At 70.3% G+C, this 18142-nt stretch carries 13 protein-coding genes; 5 read left to right on the top strand and 8 right to left on the bottom strand.

Going from position 1 to position 18142, the window contains the following annotated elements; genetic code table 11:
* Positions 1-312 precede the first annotated feature (312 nt).
* The 3 genes from FRANEAN1_RS07265 to FRANEAN1_RS07255 are packed head-to-tail and all read right to left on the bottom strand — an operon-like array spanning position 313 to position 6058.
* A complete protein-coding gene (locus tag FRANEAN1_RS07265) occupies positions 313-1515 on the bottom strand; it encodes a hypothetical protein (RefSeq protein ID WP_020459104.1) in 1203 nt (400 codons plus the stop codon).
* The gene (locus FRANEAN1_RS07260; protein ID WP_020459103.1) at positions 1512-4568 is read right to left on the bottom strand and encodes an AAA domain-containing protein; all 3057 of its coding nucleotides are present in this window, start codon (positions 4566-4568) and stop codon (positions 1512-1514) included. The genes FRANEAN1_RS07265 and FRANEAN1_RS07260 overlap by 4 nt, the downstream gene beginning before the upstream one ends.
* Before the next feature lie 5 nt (positions 4569-4573).
* Positions 4574-6058, bottom strand: coding sequence for a hypothetical protein (locus tag FRANEAN1_RS07255; RefSeq protein ID WP_049795593.1), 1485 nt, complete (start codon positions 6056-6058; stop codon positions 4574-4576).
* Between the two features lie 371 nt (positions 6059-6429).
* Between FRANEAN1_RS07255 and FRANEAN1_RS07250 the strand changes: the two genes are divergently transcribed.
* Positions 6430-6999 (top strand): hypothetical protein, encoded by a 570-nt coding sequence (locus FRANEAN1_RS07250; protein WP_049795592.1) that lies wholly within the window; start codon positions 6430-6432, stop codon positions 6997-6999.
* Here FRANEAN1_RS07250 and FRANEAN1_RS07245 read toward each other — a convergent pair.
* Positions 6968-7162 (bottom strand): hypothetical protein, encoded by a 195-nt coding sequence (locus tag FRANEAN1_RS07245; RefSeq protein WP_041253793.1) that lies wholly within the window; start codon positions 7160-7162, stop codon positions 6968-6970. The two genes, FRANEAN1_RS07250 and FRANEAN1_RS07245, sit on opposite strands and share 32 nt — an antisense overlap.
* Before the next feature lie 200 nt (positions 7163-7362).
* Here FRANEAN1_RS07245 and FRANEAN1_RS07240 point away from each other — a divergent pair, with 200 nt between their 5' ends.
* The 3 genes from FRANEAN1_RS07240 to FRANEAN1_RS07230 are packed head-to-tail and all read left to right on the top strand — an operon-like array spanning position 7363 to position 13729.
* Positions 7363-9489: a TIR domain-containing protein gene (locus FRANEAN1_RS07240; RefSeq protein ID WP_347177017.1), complete on the top strand. Its 2127-nt coding sequence runs from the start codon at positions 7363-7365 to the stop codon at positions 9487-9489.
* Positions 9486-10298, top strand: a complete 813-nt coding sequence (locus tag FRANEAN1_RS07235; RefSeq protein ID WP_020459099.1) for a hypothetical protein — start codon at positions 9486-9488, stop codon at positions 10296-10298. Before FRANEAN1_RS07240 ends, FRANEAN1_RS07235 begins: the two co-directional genes overlap by 4 nt.
* Positions 10295-13729, top strand: a complete 3435-nt coding sequence (locus FRANEAN1_RS07230; RefSeq protein WP_020459098.1) for a DUF87 domain-containing protein — start codon at positions 10295-10297, stop codon at positions 13727-13729. The genes FRANEAN1_RS07235 and FRANEAN1_RS07230 overlap by 4 nt, the downstream gene beginning before the upstream one ends.
* Here the strand turns inward: FRANEAN1_RS07230 and FRANEAN1_RS07225 are convergent, their stop codons facing one another.
* The gene (locus FRANEAN1_RS07225; protein ID WP_020459097.1) at positions 13730-14191 is read right to left on the bottom strand and encodes a hypothetical protein; all 462 of its coding nucleotides are present in this window, start codon (positions 14189-14191) and stop codon (positions 13730-13732) included.
* Positions 14192-14365: 174 nt separating this feature from the next.
* Between FRANEAN1_RS07225 and FRANEAN1_RS07220 the strand changes: the two genes are divergently transcribed.
* A complete protein-coding gene (locus tag FRANEAN1_RS07220) occupies positions 14366-15298 on the top strand; it encodes a hypothetical protein (RefSeq protein WP_020459096.1) in 933 nt (310 codons plus the stop codon).
* A 332-nt stretch (positions 15299-15630) separates the two neighbouring features.
* Here FRANEAN1_RS07220 and FRANEAN1_RS07215 read toward each other — a convergent pair whose 3' ends face one another.
* The 3 genes from FRANEAN1_RS07215 to FRANEAN1_RS07205 form a co-directional block, all read right to left on the bottom strand.
* The gene (locus tag FRANEAN1_RS07215) at positions 15631-16305 is read right to left on the bottom strand and encodes a DUF5710 domain-containing protein (protein WP_020459094.1); all 675 of its coding nucleotides are present in this window, start codon (positions 16303-16305) and stop codon (positions 15631-15633) included.
* Between the two features lie 255 nt (positions 16306-16560).
* Positions 16561-17421 carry an SDR family NAD(P)-dependent oxidoreductase gene (locus tag FRANEAN1_RS07210; RefSeq protein WP_020459093.1) on the bottom strand — a complete coding sequence of 287 codons (861 nt, stop codon included), beginning with the start codon at positions 17419-17421 and terminating at the stop codon, positions 16561-16563.
* Positions 17418-18071 carry a TetR/AcrR family transcriptional regulator gene (locus FRANEAN1_RS07205; protein WP_020459092.1) on the bottom strand — a complete coding sequence of 218 codons (654 nt, stop codon included), beginning with the start codon at positions 18069-18071 and terminating at the stop codon, positions 17418-17420. The genes FRANEAN1_RS07210 and FRANEAN1_RS07205 overlap by 4 nt, the downstream gene beginning before the upstream one ends.
* Positions 18072-18142 lie beyond the last annotated feature (71 nt).

The following is an 18142-nucleotide window of genomic DNA, read 5'->3' as shown; positions in this document are numbered from 1 at the left end:
AAGCCCTCCAAGCAGGTGGATGGGTCGTAGGCGTAGGACGACTCGACCGCGCCGACGGTCACGCCGGCGAGAGTCGGCAGGGAGACGGACAGTCCGGCTACCGCGGCGTGGGCGTTAGCCGGACCCGTCTCGGCACCGATGGCTCCGGCGCTGAGCAAGGGCGGCAGGTTGATGCCGGCCAGAAAGCTCGGCGAGGTGCCCGGGAAGTTGCTGACGACGAGCGGGCCGATGGGGGAGTATCCCGGTCGCCTGGATGCCGACTGCCGTGCCCTCGTGGTGCAAAGGCAGGCCGACCGGTGACGGCCAGGCGTGTCAGGGGCGTCGCGAGGCTGCAGCGGCCAGCGCCTCGAGACGGGCGACCTCGCGTGTCCTACCGGAACGCGCGGCGAACGTCCGCAGTTCGTCAAGGCTCGGAGCGGGGACCTGGAGAGCGCGCGCGACCGGGGCGACGCGCTCGCGCAGGTCGTCCGCGGAGTCGACGCCGCGGGACCGGCTCAGGCCGAGTGCGCGCTCCCTGACCGCGCGCCGGCGCACCTCGGCGTCGTCGCACCACAGCTGGGCGAAGTGGTGGCGGCGCAGCTCGTAAGACCCGACCCGGGTCACCGCCAGCTGCCCCCGGGCCGGACCGAAGCTCGCCGCGGGCAACACGATGCGCCACACGCCGCTGCCGCCCTTTTTCAGCACCCCGGGCCCGACGGACGACTTCGTCAGCCATTCCGTCCAGATCTGACGAGGCTCGAGGAGCCCTTCAGCCTCGATCAGGTCACCGACGGTGCCGATCTGCGTCACGACGTCGGCGAACAGCCGGTCCGGTTCCTCCGCCAGGGCCGTGTACACGAACACCCCGTGCCCGACCGTCTCCACCAGATAGACCGGCAGGTAGACGTCCCGCTCACCGAGCACCCGCAGGTCGCTGAGCGTGCCCGGCAGGTTGTACTCGGCCCGGTCGGGCCGAGCCGTCAGGGCGTGGACGACGTCCGGGCGCCACGGGGTCGCGTCGAACATTCCCAGGAAGCGGCTGCGGTCGCGCAGGCGCTCGTCCGGGACGTTCAGGTCGGGCAGGACGGCGACGTCACCCTGGTAGTAGCGCCGCGGCAGCGGCCAGCCGGTCCGGCGCTCGAACAGCAGGTGTTGACGGCTCTCCTTCGCCTCGTAGCGGATCCCGGCCTGCCAGGACCGAATCCCGAGGTCGGTCAGCAGCAGGCGGTCGCCGGCCACCTGGAGATGGCCGATCGTCCGCAGGAAATCCACGCACCGACGTACCAGCGCCTCCGGCAGCGCGAGAAACCAGGCCAGGTCCGTGATGCGGCTGATCTGGCCCTCGGCGATCCCACGCACCAGAAAGTGGTCGATGACCTCGTACGCCTGCTCGTCGTCGACGAACGCGATGATCTCCACCTGGCGCAGCGGCCACAGGACGGGGAACAGCCGCAGTGGCCGCACGCCCGGCAGGGACACAGCGTGCTCGACCGCTCGGCGGGCCGGGTAGATCACCGGTGCGGTGTCGGGGCTCACCGCGGGTCCCGCAGCAGCTTCTCGATTTCGCAGGAGAGCCTCAGGTCGCCGTCCCGGCGCAGGTGGTCCTCCATCATGCTGATCTTCTTCCGGAACTCGGTGTCCGTGGCCGATCTCAGCGTGGCGAGGTCGCCGACCATCACGAGCTGCTGCTTGGCCCGGGACACCGCCACGTTGAGCCGCCGCAGCTCGGTGAGGAAGCCCACGGAGTTCCGGCTGTTGCTGCGGGTGAAACCGTAGATGATCAGATCCCGTTCGCCACCCTGGAACGAGTCGACGGTGCCGACGTTGTCGGCGACCGTGGTCGGGTCTCCGAACTCCCCCGCGAGTGCCTCGCTGATCCGCCTCGCCTGCGCCTTGTAGGGGACGATCACGGCCCAGTCCCGGTACCAGCCGGCGGCCCGCGCGAGGAGCGAGACGATCAGCTCCACTTCGAGCGCGTTGACATACCCCTGCTCGTGCCGTGTCTCGGTGGCCTTCAGCGCCGTCTCCCCCCGTTCGCCGGCGGGACGGTCGGAGGTGTCGATCATCGCGAACGCGGACCGGAACAACGGGTCGTCTCGCCCACCGCCGTGCCGGGTTCCCAGCCGGCCCGCGTAGAACGCGTCGGAAACGAATCGCGCGACCTGTTCGGGCATCCGGCGCTGGAGGTTCAGCTCGACGTAGTTCGCCCGGGTCGCCGCGGCCCCGGGCACCAGCAGCTCGAAGCCGCTCGCGCGCAGCAGCCCGTTGACCCTCGTGACCGCCTCCGGTGTGTACCGGCCGTCCTTCTTCAGACCGGCGGCCCAGCCGCGGACCTCCTCGTCCAGGAAGGGCGGGAGCTGGTGCTGGTCACCGACCAGCACCGCGCGGCGAGCCCGAACCATCGGCACCAACAAATTCGGCGTGGAGATCTGGCCCGCCTCGTCGATCAGGGCCACGTCGAAAACGGTGTCGCTGAGCACCTTGCTGGTGGCGGTGCCGATGCAGGTGGCGGCCACCACGTCGGCGTACCGGACGAGTTCGCGCTGGAGCTCGGTCTCCGCGCTGGCCAGCTGGTCGTGCCAATGCCCGAGCAGGTCCGCGCGCTGGCCGACGGTCGCGAACGACTCGACCGCCCAGTCGTGGAACCGCACCCACCCGGCGCTGTCAGCGGGCTCGTCGTCCAGTGCCGCCAACGTCGGCAGGGCCGGCAGCACCTCGCGCAGGCCACCCCGCACGACCTCGGCCGTCCGCCGGAGGCCGCCGTGGCCACCGTCACGCGCAGCAATCTGACGTTCCCGCTCGGCGAGCAGCGGACGGTGCTCCGGGTCGCCGGCGATCAGCGCGACGGCCTGCGCCGACAACGCCTCCACCGCCGCCTCGGCCTCGGTCAGATCCTGCTGCGCCGTCACGAGCGCCTCCCGTGCGCCCTGCTCCCGCCGCCGGGCCCGGGCCAGCAACCAGCGCCGGAACCGGGTGACCAGCCGCCAGAACTCCTCGGGGCTGTCCGACGGGGTGGTCTTCGCGCGGCGGGCGAGCACCTCCCGCCGCCGGGCCAGCTCCTCCCGCAGCCGGATCACCGAGCCGAGCTGCCGGGTCCGCCGGTCCGCGGCCGACCGGCGGTCGGCCGCGAGCTGCGGCGAGAGTGCCTGTACGGCGTGGTCGACCGCCTGCTCGACAGACACCAGCGCGGCCTCCGCGGCGTCCACCGCCGCCAGACTGTTCCTCAGGTGGCCGAGCCACTGGTCGAAGACCGCGCGGCTCTGCCGGAACTCGGTCAGCTGACCGCGCGGTTCAGCCGCGTCCCGGATTCCGGCCCGGACCTGTTCGGTCAGCGTGTCGAGGCCGCGGCGGCGGGCGGCTGAGGTCATCGAGTCCTCCGCGCCGACCCGGACGCTGTTGATCTGGGGTGGCAGGTTCTCGACGACGTTGTCGACCGCCCGGTTCGTGTGCGAGGTGACCAGGACCCGCTGGCCGAGGGCCACCAACGCGGTGACGATCTCGACGATCGTGGTCGTCTTGCCGGTGCCTGGCGGGCCGAGGACAAGCAGGACGTCCGGCACCGCCAGCGCCCGCCGGAACGCGTCCGCCTGGTGTTCGTCGAGCTGCCGTACCGGCTGACGGGAGAGATCCGGCTGGTACCGCGCGTAGCGGCCGTCCACGAGCACCGACAGCAACGCCGGGTTGGCTGCCTCGCCCTTGGCCAGGGTCTCGATCGCGTCCCGTTGAGCCTGGAAGACTCGATCGCTGACCGACGCCCTGAGCCGGCCCTGGGGCGGAATCCGCTGGAAGTCGACCGTCCGCTCGAAGCGGACGACGAGGGTCCGGCCGCCGCTGCGGACGACCTTGCCCCGCATCGGCGGGTCGCCGCACTCCGCCACCTCGACCAGGGCACCGACGGGCAGCCCACGGGGCGGCCGGGCCAGGGAGAACGAGTAGACGCCGCGGCCTGAGTAGCGTTCTTCGCGGGTCGGTTCCACCTCCCGGTACGGCGCTTCGGGGATGCCGCTCAGTTTCGCGAGCTCGATGTCCCGGCTCGCCTCGACGACGTGGTCGAGCAGTGCGAGGTAGTCACGGTGGTGCGGCGGCAGCTCCGAAGCGCCGTCCACAACCCGGCCCAGGGAGGTCCACTCGAGGCTCAGCTGGTCCCAGTGGGACGCCCATCGAGGGCTCAACGTGCCCTGCGGACGAGGTATGTCCCGCACGTCGTTGAACGCCCCCCAGGGAGCGCGGCAGTGCAGTATCAGCGCTCCCCGGCTGAGCTTGTCCTCGTCACGGAACGACCGGCGGGAGACGTGGCCGAGGCTGTACCCGTCCCCGAACTTCGTCGGATAGAGGAAGGCGACATACCGCCTGGTGTAGAGGATGAGCTGGCCGCGATCGAGGTCCATCCGGGCCGGTAGGGCCCCTCGGGCCGCCAGTTCGCTGAATTCCGTCACCAGTGCCGTCGGCGCCCACTGAAGCTGCTCAGTCGCCTTGGCCGACGGGACGACCGCCAGCGCGCCCGGCAGCATGACGTCGGCTCGCGTCACGATCGTCGCGCCGGCCGGCCGGTCGCCGTCAGGCCGCCGCGCGCCGCCCGCTGTCACCACCGGTGTCACCGTCCCGCCGAGAGCCGGCGCCGGGCGGCCCGCAGGCCGTCGGCGAGCTCGAGAATCGCCGGTCGCCCGGCCGGGCCGGGATGCAGCGCCCGATCCAGCAGCGCCGCGAGATCAGCCAGATCCGGCCAGCCGGGGCCAGTGCCTACCGGGGCAGGCGGCGGACGGAGCACGACCGCGGGCGGAGGCACGACGGGACCGGGAGGGCGACCGAGTTCCGGCGGACGGAGGGCAAGCGACCGCCGGACGAGCGCTGCGACCTGCCGGACGTCATCCGCCCTCGGGTCGCCCCCCGACAGCTCGTCACCCGTGGGAACCGCGGCCGCGGTCACGGCTGAGGAACCGGCCGGGCCGAAGCCGGCGAGTCCCAGGTCCCGCAGTACCGTCCGTCGTCGGCCGTCGACCAGCAGGACCGAGTCCGAGGTCACCTGGCCGTGGCCCAGTCCTCGACGGTGCAGGACCATCAGATTCCGGCACAGGTCGTCGGCGTGGCCGAGCATCGCCGCGGCGGCCAGCCGGTCCAGAGTGGGGGCGCCACCGCCGTGGACCGCCCGCCACGTCGGCGCCGAGACGAGCGACGTCACCAGTGTCGCGCGGGAGGAGCTGATGTCCCAGCCGAGCCGGCCGGGGAGGCCCGGCGTTCCCGCGAGCCGCTGAACGAGGCCGGCCTGTTCGGTGAGGCCCGCCCGCACGGCAGCGGAGGCCGCGGTGTCCCGCCGGACCTGCAGCTGGCGTAGCCGGACTCGGCGCGACGTCCCGTCGAGCTCGTCCGCTGTCGCATCCCGAAGCAGCCAGGACCTGTCCGGCGCGGTCCACGTTTCGACCGGGTCGTGGAGCAGGTAACCCCTCGCGCCGACGAGCAACTCGCTGCCACCCTGCCAGACCTGCAGATCAGGGGACGCGGTCTGGTCGGCGGTCGTCCGTAGGCGGGCGGGTGGGCGATCGCCACTCCCGCCTTCGTCCTCAGGGAGCGCGGGGCCGTAGGGGTCGTAGAAGCCCCGACGAAGATCGTCCATCCGCCTGTCCAGCAGCAGGCTTGTCAGGGCGGTGGCGTCCCACAGATCGATCGTGATGCCGGTCCGGGCGACCTGTTCATCACGCCAGCGCTGCCAACTGCCGAGCATCTTGTGGGTGAGGTCGCATGGCACGCAGAGAACCCAGCGCTCGATCTTGTACCCGCCCTGGCGTGCGCCTGCGCAGGCTCGGCCGAACGACGACTTCACCTGGCTCAGTTGACCGGACCCGAAACCATCGATGAAGTACTTGGCCTGCCAGATGGTGACCTTCGCGCCGAGGTCGCCCACCATGACGTCGATTCCCCAGTCACCACCAGAGGCGACGATCTGCCGAGCCTCACCCACCGTACGCTGCACCAGCAGAGCGATCATCTGCTCGAACTCGTGCCGCGCGCCCTCCGTGCCGGTGCGCACCTGGTGGGCCCGGAAGTCGATACGCGGCACGCCGGCCGGAACAACCACGCCCACCCCACTTCATTTCCCGGCGATCACCGACGTCGAGCCTCACTGGAACTGGCAGAATATTGCGGTCACCTTGGGTGACTAAACCCGCCCTCCACGATCGGAGTAGAGAACTATTATCCCTGCTCACGCCAACCTTGCTGCCGGTCAGCATGTAGCTGAGCGTGGTCACCTTTGATTACACGACCTACGTCCACCGACCCGAGTCGCTGGTTGGCGTGTGCGCGTCGTAGGCTGGCCGGCCAGCGGGAGAGAGGTGCAGACGTCGAATGTGGGGTCCATCGCCGTGGCACGGAGGCACTCCTTCCCCGTTTGCCGTCAGCAACAACGGCCATCCGGACCAGCTGGCCCACGCAAGCTGGAATGAAGGCGCACGTTTGAGCCGGCTCCTCGCCGAGGGATGGCGGCCGCCGCCGCAGACCGGCCAGATCGCCCTCGGAGCCGGGGAAGACCTCCTCGCGCAGGCCGAATTCGTGCGCTACGCATACGCCCACGGCGATCCGCTATACGAGAGCAGTCACTTCAGGGTCGGCGGGAACCTGCTGACGGTCGCCGCCTCGATGGCGGCCAACGCCGTCTACAACCAGTACCGGCAGGAGCGGCACCGACAGGCAGCTGCTCCGCGGTGGCGCTTCAGTGAACGCGGTTACCTCTATCTGACCTCGCATCGGTTCGCCCTCGTCCTGCCCAGTGGATGGGCGGACATCGAGTTTGAGCACATCCGCGCCTCCCATTGCGAGCCGGACGGGTTCGTGATCTTCCTCGCCGGCCTGGCGCCGTTGAAGATCTCCGTCTGGCCGACCCACTGGTTCTACGTTCTTTTCCGCTATCTTGCGTACGGAAAAATCGAGCCGTTCGGGTCGGCCAACGACGAACGGCCCGACAAGCTGGGCCGAGGATTCGAGGATCAGAAGGCTACCTTTTCAGTCGATCCGCCAGCCGACTGATCGTCTTGTCCTCGAGGTCGTCGACGGCGAAGTTCAACGCCGATTGCCCGGCGTGGTCGACGTCACCGAAGACCTGCACCCAGGCGACGTCGGTGATGCGCCAGTCCGCCAGCCCGGCAGCAGTCCGGAGGCCCAGCGCCCCGACGGGCGTCAGCGCCGTCATCTAAGGCCGTCAGGCGCGTTGACCCGCTGTTCTCCAGGCGGAGATGCGCCCGCCGCCTCACTTGCCCCCCGAAGTTCCAACGATCCCGTCCGTACTTTGCACCGTGGGCACGCGCGTAGACGAGCCACCAGGGCGGTGCCCTCTGCGCCGATGTAATAATCGCGACGCGGGCCGGCATACGGGGGCGGGCCCGGACGGGGGTGGACCTTGTGTCGCCGGAGGACCGGTGGGACTTTTTTCTTTCCTATGCCGCATCGGACCGTGCCTGGGCCGAGTGGGTCGCCTGGCAGCTGGAGTCCGCGAATTATCGAGTTCTGATCAAGGCATGGGATTCCGTGCCGGGATCGAACTGGAGTTCGCATATTCAGGCAGGCATCGTGGGCTCGAGACGCACGATTCTCGTGCTCTCCGCGGCCTACCTGCGGTGTCTTGACGACGCGCCCGAATGGCAGGCGGCCATCGCGGCGAACCCGTCCGGATCCGACCGGCGCCTGCTGCCCGTCCGCGTCGAGGAGTGCGAGGCGCCGGGCCTGCTGGCTCGCCTGGCCCCGATCGACCTTTTCGATGCCTCCCCCGAGTCGGCCCGGGACACCTTGCTGCAGCTCGTCCGCCATGCCCTGGACGGCCGCGCCAAGCCCGCCGCCGAACCGGCATTCCCCCGTCAGACGCCGGCCGCGTCCGCGACTCGACCCGCGCCGGCCTTTCCCACCGGCACTCCGAGGCCGGCTGGCGCCCCCAGCCCGGCTGGTGTTCCCAGCCCGGCTGGTGTTCCCAGCCCGGCTGGCGTCCTGGGTAGGACCGACAGGCCGGACCGGTTCGTCACGCCGGTGCCGAACCCCGCCGTGCGGGACGCTGGCGTTCCCACCTCTCCGGCAGCCCGCCCGGCCCGGCCCGGCGTCGTGCTCGCCCGGCGGGAAGCCTCCGAGACCTGCGAGGCGCGGCGTCCGGCCGCCCAGGCCCGCGGCGGCGCGCGTACCTCGCGGGCCCGGCTGACCACCACGCATTCCGGCGGGACGGCCGGAGATCCCCACACCCCGCCATCAACACCGTCGCCGTCGCCACCGCCCTCGCAGCAACTGCCACCGCGACCGCCCTCGCCCGCTGGTGAGGCGAGCGCTCCTGGTTCGAACGCCGACCGCTGGGCGACAGCGCCACCGTCCCGACCGGTCGGCGGCGCTACCGCCCGGCCTGGCGCGTCCTGGGCCGCGTTGCCGACCGCGCGGTTGACCTGGCTCAAGGGGACTACGGACGCCGCTGTGCGTCGCGCACTCGACCCGCTGCCGGATGACGCGCCCGCCGCCGTCGCCTACCGCCCACCCGTGCTCGCCTCCATGCCCGCCCACCGGCAAGCGCTACTCGACGAGCTGGAGACGGTGGCGATGGCCATGCTGCCCGCCTGGCTGCCCGAGAGCGAGGCGATCGAGTCCGCGGGTGGAGCGGCGCCGGCGGCGATACGGGACCTCGCCTCGAAGACAGCCGACGCCTGGGGGATCTCGTCGCGGTACCTGGCCGACCTCGCCGAGCGCTCGCTGCGTGGCGGACCGCGGCCACGGACCAGCCGCTTTCCGCCGGATATTCGCGCGGTGGGGGCCGCCCAGGCCGTCGCCTCGGGGTTCGGCCGTGCGGACCTGGTGCTGGTCGTCGATCCAGCCGCGCAGGAATCGCGTCCTGCCGAGCAGCGAGCACTGCTGGACGCGTTGGAGTGGTTCGCTTACCAGGGCCGTGTCGGTGTCTGGCTGACCGGTCAGCCGGACGCGCCACACGCCGACCGGATCCAGGCTCTGCCCTGTCCGGCGAGCCCCGCGAACAACCGGTCCACCTGTGCCGTCCCGGCCGGCTCGACGGCAGCGCCGGTCGCACCGCCCACGGCGGCTCCGCGATCCCCACGCGCGGCGCCGGGCACCTCCGCGGCGCCAGCCATCTCCGTCCCGGGACCGCCGGCGGCGACCGTACCGGCGGTACGGGGGCGGCCACATCCGGCGAGCCGGGCGGAGCAGCAGCTCGAATGTGCGCTGAGCCGCCATGCCTGGGCGCGTGGCCGGGCCTGGAACCAGCCGCACCGGTCGGGACCGCTCTCGGCGCTGATCTACGTCGACCTGGCGTGGTTCGCGCAGCGGGTCGTCGTCGAGGTGGACGGCCCTGAGCACCGCGCAATGGCGCACTACGAACGCGACCGCTGGCGGGACAACGAACTCGGTCTCGAGGGCTTCACCGTCCTGCGGTTCACCAACGACGCGGTTCTCGGCGACGTGGACCTCGTCATCAGCCAGATCGAGCGCTGCATAACGGCACGCCGGAAACCATCGGAAGAGGCAACCAACCCATGACCCGCGACAGCTCGGCGTCCCGCGGCGGCTCGGCCACCCGCGACGCGACGGCGCTCACCGTCCGGCAGGCAGCGATCCTGCTGGCTCTGCTCACCCAGACCCAGCCCATCTCCAACAGCGAGCTGCGGGACCGGTTCGATTTCACCCTGGTCGGCGACGACCGGCGTCGCCTCAACGAACTTGGACTTGTCGGCAGCAAAAAGATTCGCGGCCATGGCAACGTCCTCTTCCACGAGCTGACGGACGCCGGCTGGAACAGGGCGTCGCGGGAGCTGACCCCGAGTGCCGAGTTCACGAGGCTCAGCGTGCCCGCCGGCGTCTTCTTCGCGTTCGCTGAGGGGGTGGCCCGGCTCCTCGTGCGTGAGCAGCGGGCGATTGGCGAGGCGCTTGGCGCGTACGCCGGGCCACCCGATCCGGGCTCAGATGGTTCGCCCGAGGCGGATCCGGCCGGAACCGGTCCGCTGTCGGCGGCCTCCGCGCCCAAGACGGCTACGGCGGAGACGGAGATGGAGGCGGACGCGGAGGCCGATCGGAGCGGGAATCCCGCCAGCCTGGAAACGACGATTCGGGCGGCGTATGCCAGCCTGGCGACCGACGCTCACGACTGGGTGCGGCTGGCCGACGTCCGACCGCTACTCGGAGGCGTCGACCGGAAACAGGTCGACAGGGTGCTGCGGCAGATGGCCCGGCGGCCCGACGTGCGGGTGGTGCCGGACGAGGACCAGAAGTCCCTGACTGCCGCTGACCGCGCGGCCGCGGTCCGCATCGGTGAGCACGACAACCATCTGCTGTTGATCGGGCCGGTATGAGCGCCGAACTGGAGGCGCTCGCCGCCATCAAGCTGGATTGGGTACACGGGCTCGAGGACGTCTGGCGCGACTCGCCGGTGCACGTCGACGGCGTCCACGTCGAGCCGCGCCGGCGCATTCTCGCGGCTCTGGACCGGCTCGGCGAGCGGAAGCCGCCAGGCATCGTCGTCCAGGGTCAGGCCGGTGCGGGGAAGACACACCTGCTCGGCTGGGTACGTCAGCAGGTCGAACGGCGGGGCGGTTACTTCTTCCTGATCGGCCCGGTGAGTGGGGACGCGTTCGCCGAGAGCGTCGTCTCGGCGATGCTCACCGGCCTCTTCCGGACCGTCGACGGCGAGGCGGAGATCCGGCGCTTCCTTCTGGCGCTGTGCGCGCAGTTCCGCGTGCCGGCGGAGCTGACCTCCGCGGTCGTCGGGGACCAGCCTCTGGAGCCGACTCATCTCAAGGACCTCGTGGTCGCGTTCTTCGACCACGACCGGGCGCTGGCTCGCGAATGCCAGCACACCCTGCGCGCCCTGGTCCTGTACAGCTCGGACGACTATGACGCCCAAGCGGTCGGCGAGACCTATCTGCGGTCGATGGACGAGCAGGAGCCCGGCGAACGGGCCCGCCGCGGCATGCAGGCGCGGACCCGCCCGCCGATGGACATCGCCCGCGATCTGTCCCGGCTGCTCGCGCTGACCGGACCGAGCGTCATCGCGGTTGATCAGGTCGATGGAGTCGTCGCCGAGCTCACGGCACGCGACGAGGCAGCGGACAGCGGCCTGGGCGGCTTCGGCGGGTCGGGTGCGGTGCGGCTGAACATGCTGGCGGACGGCCTGCTCGTCCTGCACGAGCGCATGGAACGGACGCTGTGCCTGCTCGCCTGTCTGCCGGTCAGCTGGATTCAGTTCCGTGAACGAGCGGTGGCCTCCATGCGTGACCGGTTCTCGGCGATCATGCCACTCAACCGGCTGGACGACCCGGAGATCACGGCCAGGATCATCGAACGCCGGTTCCAGGAGGACTTCGACCGCATCGGCTTCGCCCCGCACTATCCGACCTGGCCGGTAGCCCGGTCAGCCTTCGACCGCGCGCCCCAGTACACCCCGCGCGAGCTGTTGCAGCGCATCGACCGGCATATCCAGGAGTGCTTGTCCACGGGCGTCGTCCGTGAACTGTTCGACTTCGCCGCCGCGGACGAGAATGACATCGTCGATGTTCAGGACAACGGTGACCACGACATCACCGACATCACCGTTAGCACGAATTTCACCGATGGCACCGACCTGGACGGCGAGCGCCTGGATCGGCTGGATCGGCTGGGGCGCGAGGACCGGAGCGGCGGTGGACGCGGCCGAGCGGCTGACGAGGTCGGCGCGACCAGTCCTGAGGTGCTCAGCGCGCTCGACGCCCAGTTCGCCGAGCTACGAGCAGGCGCGCCGCGCGTCGCGGCAGTCAACGAGGACATCCTGGTGCCCGTGCTGCTGACCGCCGGACTGTCCGCGTGGATCATCGAGAACGGCGGGGCGCACGACTACAGCCTCGAACCGATGCCGAGCACACGCCCAGCGCTGCACGCCCGGCTGACACGCACTGTCGACGCCGACACCGGCGAGCAGCTGCACTGGTGCTTCCGGGCAATCACAGCCAGCCACGGCAACGCGATTCTGCCGCGTATCACCGCGGCCTGCACCGCCGCCGCCATGGTCGCCGGCAACCCGCGGCGACGGCTGTTCCTGCTACGGAACGATCCGTGGAGTCCAGGGAAGAAGGTGCAGCAGGCCCTGGCCGCGTTCAGCGCCGCCGGCGGCCGTACCCTGCGGTTGCACGCGGGCGACCTGGACACTTTCATGGCGTTGCGGACCCTGCTCGACCAGCGGCCAGCCGGGCTGCGCGCGTGGCTGGCCTCCCGGCGCCCCGCCAGCGGCACCTGGCTTCTGCGGGAGGCACTCGGCGACGCGGCCGGCACCGACCCGACCGGCTCCGCCGCCCTGGCGCCCCGCGCCCCCACCATGACGCCCGGTCCCGGCCGCCTGGGCAGCGCTGGTGACCCTGACCCTGACCCTGATTTTGACTTTGGCCCTGAGGCCGAGCCCGGCCCCGAATCACCGCCACAGGTCGCGCCGGGGCCACGCTCCGCGGCACCCGCCGGTGTTGTTCGTTCGTCATTCGCTTCGGCGGACGACCTGGGTGGCGGTGTCGCGGCCCCGTCCGCGCTCACGCTCGGCACGGCGGTACGGGGAGACGCGCCGGCCCGGATCGATCTGGCCGTGCTGCGCCGCCATGTCACGATCTTCGCCGGATCGGGCTCGGGCAAGACGGTGCTGATCCGCCGGCTGGTCGAGGAGTGCGCGCTTCGCGGGGTGTCCTCGATCGTGCTTGATCCGAACAACGACCTGGCCCGCCTCGGTGACGCCTGGCCAAGCCCGCCGGCCGGCTGGAGAGACGGCGACGCCCAGTTCGCCGCCGAGTACCTGGCCGCCACGGACGTGGTGATCTGGACGCCGCGTCGCGACGGCGGGCGGTCGCTGACCTTCCAGCCGCTGCCGGACTTCGCCGGGCTGCGCGACGACCCGGACGAGTTCGAGGCGGCGATCGACGCGGCCGTCGCGACGCTGGCCGTCCGAGCGAACGTCACCGGGAACGCGAACCGAGCCAGCCTCGGACGGGCAGTTCTGACCGCGGCGCTACGCCATTTCGCCCGCGGTAACCGGACTGGTCTGACCGCGTTCATCGAGCTGCTGGCCGAACTGCCGGACGGGGTGGCCGACGACCTCGACCCGGCGGGGAAACGCTCTGTCGAGCTGGCGCAGACGCTACGAGCGGCGATGGTCAACGATCCGTTGTTCGGCGGAAAGGGCGAGCCGGTCGACCCTGGGACGCTGCTTGTCCCCGCGCCGGGGCAGCGTGCCCGAGTTTCGGTGATCAGCCTCGTGGGGCTGCAACATGATGAGCAGCGCCAGAGCTTCGTCAACCAGCTCCAGCTCGCCCTGTTCTCCTGGGTGAAGCGCAATCCGGCCGGAAATCGGCCCCTCGGCGGGTTGTTCGTCATGGACGAGGCGCAGACGTTCGCCCCGTCCGGCCCGTCCACCGCCTGCACCACGAGCACCCTGGCGCTCGCCTCGCAGGCCCGCAAGTACGGCCTTGGGCTGGTCTTCGCCACCCAGGCGCCGAAGAACCTGCACAACGGAATCCCCGGCAACGCCACCACACAGATGTTTGGCCGGCTCAATGCCCCGGTCCAGATCGAAGCGGCCCGGATGATGGCCCGCGCCTGCGGCGGCGACGCCCCGGACATCGGCCGGCTCGCCGTCGGCGAGTTCTACGCCACGAGCGAGACCCTGCCATTCATGAAGATCCGCACACCGATGTGCCTGAGCCACCATCCGCCTTCGCCGCTGACCGCCGAGGAGGTCATCACCCGCGCCCGCCCGGACTTGACCGCATGATCACGGCGACGAGGCTGCCGTAGTACCAGCCGTGGGCTCGGGCGACGGGGCGGGATAGCTCCATCCGAGGCCGGTCTTGTCGCCGCTGACCCAGGCCACGTACACGTGGACATAGATCGTCGAGCTGTCCTCGGCGCGGGTCCCGAGGCAGTACATCTCGGCATCCACCTCGTTGCGGAGGTCGCCGGGGCAGTCCGGCGTGTACTCCCCTCCCGCGTCCCACATCCGGCGCATCGGACCGATCTGGGCCTCGACCTCGGCTTCGGGCACCACCAGCCGGAGCGTCGGCTCAGGGGTGGCGCCGGCCGCCGTCGGCTCGGCGGCGGCGCTTCCGGTCGGCGTCGCCGGTGTCTCCGCGGCGACGGGCGTCGCCGAGACGACCGCGGTCTCGACGACCTGAGGCGCGGACGCGGACGCGGTCGGCTCCCCTACTCCGGCTGTGGCCGCTCGCCGCCTCCTCACGGATTCCCCATCGCTATCGACGATTCAGGTTGTTTACTTCCATTAGCTTGCTCTATCATGCAGAAGCTACAGCTTGCGACCGACAATTAGCGTATCGGCGGCAATGATGTCAATCTCCTGATCATGCGAGGCTGTCCGCCGCTCCACGCAAGCACATTGAAGATCGGGAGTCACATGCCCCTGAAACCTGATCCAGATGCAATGCGCCAGTTCTGCGACAGGGCCCTTCCCGGCATGCTCACCGAGGCATGCGATGTGCCGGTGGAGGAGAGCGCGGCCATAGCCGGCGATGTGCTACAACGGGCCGAGGCGATGGCCGCCCTCGACCGAACGGCCCGGCAGGTGATCTCCGCCCCGTTCTTCGAGGAGTCGTTCGACCATGACCCTGCGGATGCATCGCCCTGGTTGAAGGCGGCGACCACGGTAGTGGTCCGCAACAGCGCGCTCGAGGTGCCGCACACCCGCGGTGTCGTCAACGTCGGCGGTATCAAGGCGATCACCACGTTTGCGGCCGGACCGTTGTCCCATCTACTTGCCAGCGCGCCCGGCCGACTCGACGGCGGGATGTTCGGCGGGCTGGCGGCGCGCTATCCACGTGCCTGGTCCGCCCTCGAGGCCTTGCGCGGGCTCCTTGTCGACGGTGGAGGCCGGGCGTCCTACCGACTACCGGTCGCGGCCAGCCCAGAGCTGCCGACCGATGACGAACTGGTCGACGCGCCCACGGCGACGGCGGCCGGAGCGTCCTCGGGCTTTCTCCGGCAGGTCGTCTGCAGCGGGATCGACCCGAGGTTCGACCGGGCTCTGATGGCCGCCCTGAGGACGGCCGAGACCGAACCGGGTTTCGTGTTCGTGGTGAGTGCGCTGAGTCGAATCTCCCGGAACAGCGAGAAACTGTGCCGTGCCCTGGAGTTCCTGCTCGCCTGTGACGCCCGGGTCCTGACGACGAACTGCCTGATCGCCGTGGACGCGGTCTACCTCCGGAGGTCTCACCTTGTCCGGCCTGACTCGACGGACCCCGTCGCCGGACTTACAGATCAAACTGGAATCAGCGGTGTTCACCGCAAGACGATCCAGACCTGCCTGCGTCAGGCCGCCTCGCCCGCGTGAGTCTTAACATCGATCATCCTGACCGGCCGGTTGAGCAAGAAGCAGGCGGCGGTCCGACGTCTGGCCGATCCGGTGGTGCGTGGAGGCGCCCTGGCCGACGACCGCCGCTGTACCGACAAGTATCGCCGCTGGAGGCCGCTCGGCACGGGTCTACCCCCGGTACTCACCGGAACGGTCTCGGCCTACGGAACCTCCGACGCGAGTAGCCTGACGCAGCCTGCGGCCTGCGGCCAACCGCCGAGCATCCTTTCGCCGCACGCCGAAGGTCATCGCAGGCCGACGGCTCCGGTTTGATCGCCCCGCTCCTCCGTGCGGGCCGGCCGCCACCATCTTCACCGGTCGGACGCCGGCGGTGGCGGCGTGACGACGATCCCCGCATTGATCAGAATGCTGAGGTCGAGAACCCAGGTCGTGGTGGAGCGCTGGCCCCAGAGCTCGAAGGCTGCGTCCACGTGCTCGCGCGCCTGCGCCTCAGTGAGCCCGGTGACCTGGCACAGGTGGGTCAGGGCCGCGCCGTCCCGGCCGCGCACCGACGCGAGGCCGAAGTGGGTCGCGGTGTGGCAGTCGGTGCACAGGCACACCAACCGACGTAGACGCTGGACGTGGGCGTGCTCGTCGTAATCCCAGCGTTCGTGGACCTCCAGCCAGCGCTCGGCGTCACGGTCCGGCCCGCGGCCGCACGCCTCACACCGCTGGTCGGCCCGGGAGAGGACCGCCCGCCGCAGCCGCTCCCAATCAGCGCCGGTCACACAGGACCGTGCATTGGTGAACCAGCACGACGACGGAACCAGGTCGACGAACAGCCCGCCGCCGAAGGACCGGTCCTCACCCGGTAGCAGGACGGGAAGGTCCGGTCGGGCCGCCCACCGACCCAGCGCCGGGATGTCCGGCCGAGGCGCGTACCACCGCCGCGCTCGCGCGTCCCAGCGCGCCCCTGCGGCCTTCGCCAGGTCCTTCTCCGAATAGGGGACGTCCAGCCACCAGCGCCCAACGGATGACGACGCCACATCTACCTCCCGGGAGACAGATGGACGGCACTGCCCGGAGCCGTCCTTCCGAGGCCGACCCGTCCAATGATATGACCGCACCTTCGCGTCTTCGAAACTCCGTACAATTCCACGGACCCGCCGGCGACAGGCGAAAAATTCCAGCTACGCGAGCCGCGATGTATCCCTGCGTGATCCTTCCACCAGAATTCACAACCGGCGGGGGCTCAGCAGGAACCCGATCCAGAGGAGGTCCCGCATCGCTCCCGCGGGCCGCTAGATCATTACTCCTCGTACGCCACGTCCGTGGACTCCACTTCGGTCTACGAGTTCGAGACTTCGTCTCCACAGTTCAGCTCGTGCCTGCTCGTCGTATGCCTGGATGTTTGGCCTGGTGTCGCTAGTCCGGTCGAAGAAGCGGCCGGTCACACCAGCGAAGGCGGCGTCGGTCACGAGCCGGTGGGTGGCGGAAACACCGTCGTCGATGCTGTCGATGTGGTGGCCGATCTCCGCCAAGACGATCTTCGTTGGCATGTAGGTCGCCGGGTGCAGGCTGTTGACGGCTACTTCGGCGCCGGGCAGCCGCTGAGCCAGCTCGAAACCGGACATGATCTGAGCGAGCTTGCTTTGGCCATAGGCGCGGGTGCCGCTGTAACCGCGCTCGATCATCAGGTCCCCCAGGTCAAGAGGGTGCTGGCCGATGGAGGCGACGTTCACGATGCGGGCTGGGGCAGACCGGCGCAGCAGCGGGAGCAGATCGAGGGTGAGAAGGAACCCCGCCAGGTAGTTGACGGCGAAGCGCAGCTCATAACCGTCGACGCTGGTACGGCGGGTATGTCCGTCGGGGTGGCCGGCACCGATGCCCGCGTTGCTGACAAGCACGTCGAGCCGGTCGGCGACCGCCTGCACGTCGCTGGCGAGGCGGCGCACCTGGGCCAGTTCGGCCAGATCCGCCTGCATGGTCCTGGGCCGCGAGACACGGTGGGTGGTCTGGATGTCGTCGGCGGTACGCGCGAGCTTGTCGGGGTCACGACCGTGCAGGATCAGGGTGGTGCCTTCGGCGGCGAGCCGGTGCGCCAGTGCACGGCCGTGTCCGTCGGTGGCGCCGGTGATCAGAACGGTCCGCGGGCCGGTCATGTGCTCCTCGCCTCCGGTGCGGTGGGCGTGTCGACGGCGGTTTGTGGTTGGGCGGTTCGTGGTTCGGCGAGCGTGGCGACGAGCTCGTCGATCAGGTTCTCGTCGACGAGTTGGCTGGTGGCGAGCATCCGGTACCAGATGACGCCGAAGACCAGGTCGACGGCGGTGCCCGGAGAGGGGACGGGCGGCAGGTCGCCGCGGGTCCGAGCGCGGTCGAGAATGATCCCGAGCGCGTCCCGGCGGCGCTGCAGGAACGCGGCCCGAAACCGGTCCCGGAACTCCTCGTCGATCTGCGCGTGGGCCATCAACGCCCGCAGCGCATCGACGACCCGCCGGTCACGGCCCAGCCGGAAGCTGGCCACGAGGAAGGCGCGCAGGTCGGCGGGGTAGCTGCCCTCGTCCGGGATGGGTACGTGCAGGTCGGCCTTGGTGGCCAGTGCGTCGAGCAGCACATCGGCCTTGGACGGCCACCATCGGTAGATCGTCTGCTTGCCCGCGCCGGAGCGAGCCGCGATGCCCTCAATGGTCAGGCCGGCGTAGCCGACCTCGCCCACAAGCTCGACGGCCGCGGCCAGGATGGCCAGCCTGCTCTCCTCGCTGCGCTTACGCCCGGGGCGGTCCGGAGCGGTGTGGCCGGTCACGGTGTTCATGCTAGCGTCAATTCGAGACGAGACGTACCGGTTCGAAATAGGAGATCAGATCACATGGACGAGCGCGCCTG

The organism is Parafrankia sp. EAN1pec, assembly GCF_000018005.1.
GTDB lineage: Bacteria > Actinomycetota > Actinomycetes > Frankiales > Frankiaceae > Parafrankia > Parafrankia soli.
This window is presented reverse-complemented; position numbering and strand designations above follow the sequence as displayed.